This window comes from Parasphingopyxis sp., assembly GCF_052168275.1.
Lineage (GTDB): Bacteria > Pseudomonadota > Alphaproteobacteria > Sphingomonadales > Sphingomonadaceae > Parasphingopyxis.
Map to the genome: position 1 here is coordinate 1 of NZ_JBQLZM010000034.1, position 8693 is coordinate 8693.

An 8693-nucleotide genomic window follows, 5' to 3' on the forward strand; every position below is an offset into this window, starting at 1 on the left:
TGTACATCATCTGGGGCGCGCGCGTCGAAGAGGGCGAGGAAATGCCCGCGCCGACCAATGAGGAAGAAGTGGAAATGCAGAAGGTGCTGAAGAAGCGCCTGAAGGAAAGCCCCGGCTTCTTCACCAGGACTCGCGACGCGATCAAAGGCGTGTCGGAAGAAACGACGACCGGCGTGTTGCGCCTTTACGAACTCGCCAAGCAGGCCAAGCTGCCTTTCCCGGCGATCAATGTGAACGACAGCGTCACAAAGTCGAAATTCGACAATAAATATGGCTGCAAGGAAAGCCTGGTCGACGGCATCCGCCGCGCGACCGACGTGATGATGGCGGGCAAGACCGCCTGCGTCGCCGGCTATGGCGATGTCGGCAAGGGCTCGGCCGCTTCGCTGCGCGGCGCCGGCGCCCGCGTCATGGTGACCGAGATCGATCCGATCTGCGCGCTGCAGGCGGCGATGGACGGTTTCGAGGTCGTGACGATGGACGAGGCCGCGCCGCGCGCCGACATCTTTGTCACCGCGACGGGCAACAAGGACGTCCTGACCATCGAGCATATGCGCGCGATGAAGGACATGGCGATCGTCGGCAATATCGGCCACTTCGACAACGAGATTCAGGTCGGCGCGCTCAAGAATCTCGAACATGTCGAGGTCAAGCCGCAGGTCGACATGTACACCTTCCCGGACGGCAAGCGGATTCTGCTGCTTTCGCAGGGCCGTCTCCTGAACCTCGGCAACGCGACCGGCCATCCGAGCTTCGTGATGTCGGCAAGCTTCACCAACCAGGTGCTTGCGCAGATCGAGCTGTTCAACAATCACGGCACCTATGGCCATCAGGTCTATGTGCTGCCCAAGCATCTCGACGAGAAGGTGGCGAAGCTGCACCTCGACAAGCTGGGCGTCCAGCTGACCGAGCTGTCGAAGGAACAGGCCGCCTATATCGGTGTCGAAACGCACGGACCGTTCAAGTCGGACCAGTATCGCTACTAATTCCATCCGCGCTCACAGGGCGCGAGAGGAAAAAAAAGGCCGAGGCGGTGAGAATCGCCTCGGCCTTTTTGCGTCTTGGTGGTGCCGCTTCGACCAATGGTTGCGCCGGATCGATTAACCGCAGACGAAACATACTTGATATGATGTAACATTCTGCTTAGGACGCTGCCGTTCACGTAAAAACGGAAGAGTTTGCAATGCGTCACTACGGAATCCTCGCGGCCGGTGCGGCCATCATCGCAACCCCTGCAATGGCGCAGGACCCGGAGCGGCAGGGCGATCACATCCATGGGGAAGGGGAAGCGGGCATCGTCGTGACCGCGCGCTTCGTCGACGAGCTGGACCTGATTGCCGGCACATCGACGCTTTCCGGTACGGCGCTCGACCAGAGCATCCGTCCGCAGATCGGCGAGACGCTGACGGCGCTGCCCGGCGTGTCGGCAACGTCCTTCACGCCCGGTGCGTCGCGGCCCGTGCTGCGCGGTTTCCAGGGCGAGCGCATTCGGGTGCTGACCGACGGGATCGGCGCGATCGATGCCTCCAACACCTCCGCCGACCACGCCGTGACCATCGATCCGATCACCGCCTATCGGATCGAGGTGTTGCGCGGTCCGGCGGCGCTGCTGTTCGGCAGCCAGGCGATCGGCGGCGCGGTCAATGTGTTCGACCGGCGCATCCCGCGCGAAATCCCGGACGAAGTCGCCCATATCGACGCAGTCGGTTCATACGGCTCGGCGGCCGACGAATACAGTATCGCCGCCGGGATCGATGTCCCGCTGACGAGCAATCTCGTAATCCATGTCGATGGCAGCTATCGCGAGAGCGACGACCTAGACATCGCCGGGTTCACGCTCGCGCCGGCCTTGCGCGCCGAGCAGCTGGAGATTGCCGCGGAAGAGGCCGAGGAGGGCCATTTCGAGGAGGCCGAAGAGGCGCTCGAGCTCGCAAATCTGCGTGGCACCGTGCCCAATTCCGCCACCGAAACGCTGACTGCGGGTGCGGGCATCGCGCTGATCGAGGAATGGGGCAATATCGGGGTTTCGGTCAGCTATTTCGACACCGATTACGGCATACCCGCGCGGCCGGGCGCCGAACATGTGCATGGCGAGGAAGAGGGCGAGGAAGAAGAAGGCGAAGAGGAGGAGGAGGAAGGACCGGTCACGATCGGGCTCGAACAGATCCGCGCGGACCTGCGCGGCGAAGTCCGGATCGGAGGCGGTTTCCTTGAGAGTATCCGAATCCGTCTCGGCTATTCCGACTATGAGCATATCGAGTTCGAGGGCGACGAAATCGGCACACGCTTCTTCGTCGAGGGTCTCGAGGGCCGGCTCGAACTCGTCCAGCGTGCGCGGGGCAGCTGGCGGGGCGTGATCGGCGGCCAGCTCTATGTCCGCGATTTCAACGCGATCGGCGCGGAAGCCTTCGTACCGAAAAACGATACCGAACAGGTCGGCCTGTTCACCCTGCAGGAGTTCGATCTCGGCGCCGTGCATGTCGAGATGGCCGGCCGCTACGAGCATACGAGCGTCAGCAGCGCGCCGGTTGGCATCGACCGCAGCTTCGATGCTTTCTCGGGCGCGATCGGCGCCAATGTCGACGTCGCGCCGGGCGTCATCGTCGGCGTGAACCTGTCGCGCGCCGAACGCGCGCCGTCGGCCGAGGAACTGTTCTCGAACGGCCCGCATATCGCGACCCAGGCGTTCGAGATCGGAAATCCGGACTTCGACACCGAAAAGAGTATCGGCCTCGAAGCCTATGTCCGCGGCGAGGTCGGCGGGCTGAATTTCGCGCTGACCGGCTATGCAAGCTGGTTCGACGATTTCATCTTCGATGCCGATACCGGCGCCGAGGAAGACGGGCTGCCCGTGTTCCAGTATTTCCAGCGCGACGCGACCTATTACGGGTTCGAAGCGGAAATCTCCGCGACCCTGGCCGAAGTCGGCGCTTTCCGGATCAACGCCGATTTCGTCGGCGACTATGTCCGTGCGACGATCAAAGACGGCGGCGGCCCGATACCCCGCATCCCGCCGCTGCGCCTGCTCGGCGGCATCGAAGCGCAGTCGGACCGGTTCGACGCCCGCGCCGAGGTCGAATGGGTCGACGAGCAGGATCGGGTTGCGGCGTTCGAAACGCCGACCGACGATTTCACGCTCGTCAACGCCTCGCTCGCTTGGCGGCCCTGGGGACGGGCGAACGGCACGTCCTTCTTCGCGTCGGTCAACAACATCTTCGACGTCAATGCCCGGCGCCACGCCTCGTTCACCAAGGATTTCGTCCCGCTTGCCGGTCGCGATTTCCGGTTCGGGGTCCGGTTCAGCTTCTAGCGCTCCGGCCTGGGAGCCGAACCGGCGGCAATTCGCCGATCACTCCCAGCCCGATCGGCATCGCATCTTCCCGAACCCCCCATCGAGGGGCTAGAAGTGCTCCCATGGTTCGGGGCGGCAGCGCATAATGATCACGATTTCGACGACCGCGGCCGTCGTCTCCGGCATGCTGCTCGCCGCGTGGCTGGGCGTGGCCGTCTGGGCGACCGCGCTAGGACTGAGGCGCAAGGCGGCCGGCGAGCGGGCGGCTGCGGCGGCGCGGCGCGGCGGGATGCTGCTCGAAAGCGCGCCCATGGTGTTCATGGTGATCGACGCGAAGGGCCGGATCGACGCTGGCCCCGGTCTCGCCGAATGGCTGGGTTTCTCAGCACCGCCCAAACGCCTCGCAGACTTGAAAGACGTGCTCGGCGATGATCGATTCGCCGATTTTTCCGAAACGGTGAAAGCGGCCTGCCGCACCGCCAAGCCGTTCGGGATGGAATTGCGCGTCACGGGTTCCGATCGCATCCTGTATGCGCAAGGCGGGCCCGCGCCCGACGAACTGGGCGGCAACCAGGCGGCGATGGTCTGGATTTTCGACGCGACCGATACCCGCAGCGAAATTCTCGCATTGACCAGCCGCGCCGACCGGGCGGTGGAAGCGCTGGACGCGCTGTCCGGCCTGATCGAGGCCGCGCCGTTCCCGATGTGGCATCGCGGTCCCGATCTGCGCCTGACGCTCGTCAACCAGGCCTATGTCCGCGCCGTCGAGGCGGAGAACGCGGCCGAGGTCATCGCGCGTGGGCTCGAACTCATAGAGATGTCGGGCCGCGACAGCGCCCAGGCCGTCGCGGCGCGCGTCCGCGAGGAAGAGAAGGCGCATGCCCGCACGGTCCCGGCGACCCTGGGCGGCGAACGGCGGATGATGCAGATCGTCGACGTGCCCTTGGGCGACGCCGGCGTCGCCGGTTATGCGGTGGATATCGAGCAGCTCGAACAGGCGCGCGCCGAACTCGGCCGTTTCGCCCGCGCCCAGCGCGACATGCTCGACCTGCTCTCGGCCGGCGTCGCGCAGTTCGGTCCGGACCGTGCGCTCATCTTCTCCAACCAACCGTTCCAACGCATCTTTGAGATGAAGACCGAATGGCTGGCAGATCGCCCAGAATTCGATCGCGTGCTCGATCGGATGCGCGAGGCGGATCGGGTGCCCGAGGCGCGCGATTTTCCCGAGTGGAAGGCCGAGCGGCGCCAATGGTTCCAGTCGGGCGATGAACCCATCGAGGAGAATTGGCTGCTGACCGACGGCACGCATCTGCGGGTCGTCGCCCAGCCGCTGCCCGACGGCGGCCTGCTGCTGATCTTCGAAGACCGGACCGAACAGGCTCAGCTGGCCAGCGCGCGCGATATCCTGCTGCGCGTCCGGACCGCGACGCTGGACAATCTCTCCGAGGCGATCGGCGTGTTCGCGGCGGATGGCCGGCTCCATATCTGGAACCGGCGGTTCAAGGAAATCTGGGGTTTCGATGAAGGCTTGCTGGCCACGCATCCGCGCGTCGACGATCTCACGCAAGCCATCGCCGACCAGTTTCTCGGCAGCGGCAGCGCCGAGGCGATCCAGAATGCCGTCCGCGTCGCGACCGGCGAGCGGCAGCAACAGGGCGGCCGTCTGGCCCTGCGCGACGGCCGCTATTTCGATTTCGCCGCCGTGCCGCTGCCCGACGGCAACGCGCTGTTCACCCTGCTCGACATCTCGGACAGCAAGCGGATCGAGGCCGCGCTGATCGAGCGCAACGAGGCGCTGGAAGCCGCCGACCGGCTCAAGACGGCCTTCGTATCCAATATCAGTTACGAGCTGCGCACCCCGCTGACCTCGATCGCCGGCTTCGCCGAGATGCTCGACGGCGGCTATGCGGGCGAGCTGCCCGAACAGGCGGGCGATTATGTGAAGGCGATCCTCGATTCCGTCGCGACGCTGCGCGTCCAGATCGACGAGGTGCTCGATCTGACCCAAGGCGAGGCGGAAGACCTGCCGATGGCGCGCGAGGAAGTCGATCTCCAGCTGCTCTGCGAAGAGGCGGCCGCCGACGCGCGCCAGCGGGCCGCCGCGCGCAATCACGAATTCGTCGCCGAGATCGACTGGTCGGTCGGCAGCGTGACCGGCGACGCTCGCCGCCTGCGCCAGTCGCTCGACCATCTGCTTCGCAACGCGATCCGCTACACCCCCGAAGGCGGCCGCATCCTGCTCCACGCCGAGGGCACGACGACCGAAGCGCGGATCACGGTATCCGACAATGGCGCGGGTATCAGCGAAGATGAGCAGGCCCGCGTCTTCGACCGCTTCCACCGCGGCGCCGGCGAGCAGCAGTCACGCGCCCTGGGCTTAGGCCTGCCGCTGACGAAACAGTTTGTCGAAGCGCATGGCGGGACGCTGGAGCTGAAAAGCGAACCGGGCGAGGGGACGTTTGTGACGATCGTGCTGCCGCGGGACGGAGCCGAATAATTGGCAAGCGGGATGACCCTCGCGGATGAGGAGGCAACGCTCGCTCTCGGCGCGCGTATCGCGTCCATTCTGCGACCCGGAGACGCCATCGCGCTTCATGGCGATCTCGGGGCGGGCAAGACGACGCTGGCGCGGAGCATTCTCCAGGCGCTGGGGCTCGAAGGCGAGGCGCCGAGCCCGACATTCGCCATTGTCCAGCCCTATGAACCGCCCGAAACGCGCATTCCCGTCTGGCATATCGATCTCTATCGGCTCGAGGATCCCGAGGAGGCGCGCGAACTCGGGCTTGACGAAGCGAGGCGCGACGTCGCGATGCTGATCGAATGGCCCGAGCGGCTCGGCGCGGGGCTGTGGGAGGATGCATTGCGGCTCCACCTTTCCATCGCGCATAAGCAGGATGCAGGCGGGGCGGGGCGTTCCGCCGCTCGGCGCTTGACAGCGACGATTCCGCCCGCTTGGGAGACGCGATGGCCACCAGCATGAAAAACCCCGAGTCCGCGCCCGATTTCCTCGCCGCCAATGGCTGGGGAGACGGCGCGCTCTTGCCGCTCGCCGGCGATGCCTCCTTCCGCCGCTATTTCCGCGTCGTCGCGCCGGGGCGGACCGCCGTGCTCATGCATGCGCCGGCCGATGTGGAGGACAGCCAGCCCTTCATCGATGTCGCCGATCATCTGAATCGCCTGGGTTTCGCCGCGCCCAAGATCATGGCGAGCGATCTGGATGAGGGCCTCATCCTGCTCGAGGATTTCGGCGACGCGCGGATGCGCGAGGTAGTCGACGCCGCGCCGGAGAGCGAGGCGCGCATCTACCGCGATGCGGTGACCCTGCTCGGCGTGCTGCACCGGTGGGGCGCCGGCGATCTGCCAGCTTACACGATGGAGGAGTATCTGCGCGAGGCGCGGCTGTTCACCGAATGGTACGCCCCGGCGCTCGAGCTGACCGTCGACGAAACCGGTTTCGACGCGGCCTGGGAGAAGGTGCTCGCGCCGATCGTGGATTTTCCCGAGCCGGTGACGGTGCTGCGCGACTATCATGCGGAAAATCTGATGCTGCTCGAAGGGCGGCATGGGATCGGCGCGTTGGGGCTGCTCGATTTCCAGGACGCGCTGGCCGGGCATCCGGCCTATGACCTCGTTTCGCTGCTCCAGGACGCGCGCCGCGACGTCACCCGGGAGCTCGAGGAGAATATGCTGACCCATTATCGCGTGACCAATCCGGTCGACGGCGACCCGCCGTTCGAAGCGGCCTATGCGATTCTCGGCGCGCAGCGCAACGCCAAGATCCTCGGCATCTTCACCCGGTTGTGGAAGCGCGACGGCAAATCGCGCTATCTGTCCTACCAGGCGCGGGTCTGGCGCTATCTGGAGCGCGATCTCCGGCATCCGGCGCTGGCGCCGGTCGCCGCCTGGTTTTCCGCTAACGTACCCAATGGCAAGCGGGCGGACGCCTGGCAGGGAGGATCGCCGCGATGAACAAGTTTACCGCGCCCCTCGCGATCCGTCCCGCGGCCGACGGCCCGGCCGTCGATACGGCTATGGTCATGGCGGCCGGGCTCGGCAAGCGGATGCGGCCGCTGACCGCGACGACGCCCAAGCCGCTGATCCAGGTGCAGGGCCGCGCGCTGCTCGATCATGTGCTCGACCGGCTGCGCGATGCCGGCGTCGCCAAGGCGATCGTCAACGTCCATTACCTGGCCGATGCGGTCGAGGCGCATGTCGCGCGCCGCGCGGGCGATATCGCCATCACCGTATCCGACGAGCGGTCCGAATTGCTCGAAACCGGAGGCGGGGTTGCCAAGGCGCTGCCGCTGATCCAGGCCGATCCGTTCTTCGTCCTGAACTCGGACGTCATGTGGATCGACGGGCCCAGTGATACGCTCAGGCTCCTCGCCGCGCGCTGGAACCCGGACAAGATGGATGCGCTGCTGCTGCTCATCCCGCAGGCGCATGCCCATTGCCACAAGGGCCGCGGTGATTTCCACATGGACAGTGTCGGCCGGATTTCGCGGCGCGGGCGCGGCAAGATAGCCCCGTTCGTCTATTCGGGTATCCAGCTCGTCTCCAAGCGCTTGTTCGCCGATGCGCCGTCCGGGCCGTTCTCGACCAACATCCTCTGGGACCGCGCGATCGAACAGGGCCGCGCCTACGGGCTCGCACATCAAGGGTTATGGTTCGATATCGGCACGCCGCCCGCGATCAAGAAGGCGGAGGCCATGCTCGTGGATGGCTGAGGCCGTCCGCCCCAAAGTCTTCACGATCCCGCCGCACCGGGCCTTTGCCGACGCGCTCGCCGCCGGATTGCTCAAAAGCCATGGAAAAGATCCGCTCGGGCTCGCCCGCGGCATCGTTCTCGTCCCGACCAACCGGACGGCGCGCGCGATCCAGGACGCGTTCGTCCGGCGCGCCGAGACCGGCCTGCTCCTGCCGCGACTCGTGCCGATCGGCGATCCGGAAATCGCGGAAACCCTCGGCAGCGCGCTCGATCCGATCGGGGAAGGGGCAGATGTCCCGCCCGCGATTCCGCCGCTCGAACGCACGATGCGGCTGGCGACGCTGGTCCAGCAGGTTCGGCGCCGGATGGACGACCCGGTCGATGCGGGCGAAGCGGTCCGTCTCGCTCGCGATCTCGGCGCGACGCTCGACCAGCTGCTGATCGAGCGTGTCGATCCGCGAAAGCTTCCGGATAGTGTCGAGGCCGATCTGTCGCATCACTGGCAGGTGTCGCTCGACCAGCTTGCCGTGGTCCTCGAACAATGGCCGGCGGAGCTCGAACGGCTCGGCAAGATCGACATGGCCGAGCGCCGCAACCGGCTGCTCGATCATGTCGCGCAGCGATGGACAGCCGCGCCGCCGCACGGTTTCGTCGTCGTCGCCGGCATCGCCTCGACGTCGCCCGCCGTGGCCG

General features: G+C 66.1%; 6 protein-coding genes and 1 pseudogene. All 7 read left to right on the forward strand.

Annotation, left to right across the window (positions count from 1 at the left end):
- Positions 1-986, forward strand: a 986-nt coding sequence (locus tag ACTS1X_RS02975) for an adenosylhomocysteinase (RefSeq protein WP_442612898.1), incomplete at its 5' end; no start/stop codon positions are given.
- 197 nt (positions 987-1183) lie between these two features.
- Entirely contained in the window at positions 1184-3310 is a 2127-nt protein-coding gene (locus ACTS1X_RS02980; protein ID WP_442612899.1) for a TonB-dependent receptor, read from the forward strand.
- A 127-nt stretch (positions 3311-3437) separates the two neighbouring features.
- On the forward strand, positions 3438-5789 hold the full coding sequence (locus ACTS1X_RS02985) for an ATP-binding protein (RefSeq protein WP_442612900.1): 2352 nt from the start codon (positions 3438-3440) through the stop codon (positions 5787-5789).
- 12 nt (positions 5790-5801) lie between these two features.
- On the forward strand, positions 5802-6272 hold the full coding sequence (gene tsaE, locus ACTS1X_RS02990; protein WP_442612901.1) for a tRNA (adenosine(37)-N6)-threonylcarbamoyltransferase complex ATPase subunit type 1 TsaE: 471 nt from the start codon (positions 5802-5804) through the stop codon (positions 6270-6272).
- Complete coding sequence (locus ACTS1X_RS02995; protein ID WP_442612902.1) at positions 6257-7261, forward strand: aminoglycoside phosphotransferase family protein; 1005 nt, start codon at positions 6257-6259, stop codon at positions 7259-7261. Before tsaE ends, ACTS1X_RS02995 begins: the two co-directional genes overlap by 16 nt.
- Positions 7258-8019, forward strand: a complete 762-nt coding sequence (locus ACTS1X_RS03000) for a nucleotidyltransferase family protein (protein ID WP_442612903.1) — start codon at positions 7258-7260, stop codon at positions 8017-8019. The genes ACTS1X_RS02995 and ACTS1X_RS03000 overlap by 4 nt, the downstream gene beginning before the upstream one ends.
- Positions 8012-8693, forward strand: a pseudogene (locus tag ACTS1X_RS03005) (double-strand break repair protein AddB); the annotation flags it as partial. The gene ACTS1X_RS03000 and the pseudogene ACTS1X_RS03005, both read left to right, overlap by 8 nt.

What these genes read in the sequence shown, in the direction of transcription:
- ACTS1X_RS02985 (WP_442612900.1), top strand. Translation starts at nt 3,438, where the DNA reads ATGATCACGATTTCGACGACCGCGGCCGTCGTCTCCGGCATGCTGCTC.
- ACTS1X_RS02980 (WP_442612899.1), top strand. Translation starts at nt 1,184, where the DNA reads ATGCGTCACTACGGAATCCTCGCGGCCGGTGCGGCCATCATCGCAACC.
- ACTS1X_RS03000 (WP_442612903.1), top strand. Translation starts at nt 7,258, where the DNA reads ATGAACAAGTTTACCGCGCCCCTCGCGATCCGTCCCGCGGCCGACGGC.
- ACTS1X_RS02995 (WP_442612902.1), top strand. Translation starts at nt 6,257, where the DNA reads ATGGCCACCAGCATGAAAAACCCCGAGTCCGCGCCCGATTTCCTCGCC.
- tsaE (WP_442612901.1), top strand. Translation starts at nt 5,802, where the DNA reads ATGACCCTCGCGGATGAGGAGGCAACGCTCGCTCTCGGCGCGCGTATC.